The organism is Leucobacter ruminantium (genome assembly GCF_017565705.1).
GTDB classification, from domain to species: Bacteria; Actinomycetota; Actinomycetes; order Actinomycetales; family Microbacteriaceae; genus Leucobacter; species Leucobacter ruminantium.
The window spans coordinates 1-1,235 of the sequence record NZ_JAGDYL010000064.1 but is presented as its reverse complement, the minus strand read 5'-3'; the positions used below and the strand labels follow the sequence as shown (position 1 = coordinate 1,235).

1 protein-coding gene is annotated in these 1,235 nt (G+C 65.3%); it reads right to left on the bottom strand.

Annotated elements, in window-relative coordinates; translation table 11 throughout:
• Positions 1-8: 8 nt before the first annotated feature.
• Positions 9-1,166 (bottom strand): IS30 family transposase, encoded by a 1,158-nt coding sequence (locus J4H91_RS15365; protein ID WP_208047120.1) that lies wholly within the window; start codon positions 1,164-1,166, stop codon positions 9-11.
• Between the last annotated feature and the right edge of the window lie 69 nt (positions 1,167-1,235).

Sequence of the window (1,235 nt, the reverse complement as noted above, 5' to 3'; positions counted from 1 at the left end):
CGGCGGATTCAACCGGTGGTCGCAACGAGTTCCGTGAACTTCTCCGATGGTGTCAGATATCCGAGCGTCTTGCGTGGTCGGCCGTTGAGCGAGTCCTGAATCGCGGTCAGGTCCGCGCGGCTAACGATGCTCAGATCGGTGCTCTTCGGAAGGTATTGACGTAGCAACCCGTTGGTGTTCTCATTGCTGCCCCGCTGCCACGGGGAGTGCGGGTCGCAGAAGTAGATCGGGATCCCGGTTGTGGCTGTGAACTCGAGGTGCTTGGCCATCTCCGCGCCCTGATCCCAGGTGATCGTCCGCGCCAGCGACGACGGGAGCGCGGTGATCGCTTCGCGCATCGCGGCCTCCACCTTGTCTGCACTCTTCCCATCAGGCAGATGCAGCAGGAGCGTGAGGCGGGTGCTGCGTTCGACGAGGGTTCCGACGGCGCTACGGCTGTTCTCACCAAGGATGAGATCGCCTTCCCAATGCCCGGGAACGGCACGGTCCTCGACCTCAGCGGGGCGCTCGCTGATCATGACCATCCCTGGCAGACGGCCGCGCCGATCCGTTGCCGTTCGCGCCTTCCTGGCCGTGCGTCCCGATCTCAGGCAGCGGGCGAGTTCTCGGCGCAGTTGCCCGCGTCCCTGTACGAACAGGGACTGATAGATCGTCTCGTGGCTCACGTGCATCTCCGGGTCGTCGGGATGCTCCAACCGTAGGCGGGCAGCGATCTCCTGCGGCGACCACAGCTGCTTCAACTGCGCTGTCACGGTCTCGAGCAACCGGCCACCGTCAAGCTTGAACGGCTTCGGCCTGCGGGCCTGCTCCCGGGCGTCCTCATGCGCCCGCCACGCCGAGTACTCCTCGCGTCCGCCGCCCCGCTTGACCTCGCGGCTGATCGTCGACACCGCCCGCCCGAGGCTGCGCGCGACCGCAGTGAGCGTGTCACCGCGGGCGAGACCCACGAGTATCTCCTCGCGATCGAAGACCGTCAGATGACCCTCGCGCGGCTCCCAGCCGAACGGTTTCCCGTCGAGGTGACGCCCTTCCCTCGCCATGCGGCCGACCATCGGCGCCGTGCACCCGATCTCGCGAGCGATGTCGATGAGTCTCCATCCCTTCGAGTGGAGACGGAGCGCGAGCTGCTTCTGCTCACGACTGAGATGACCATGCTTGCCCTGCAACCGATGCCTCCTGAGATCAACGTCTGCTTCATCTCACAGCACCCATTGCGTTGACCGGTTGAATCCGCC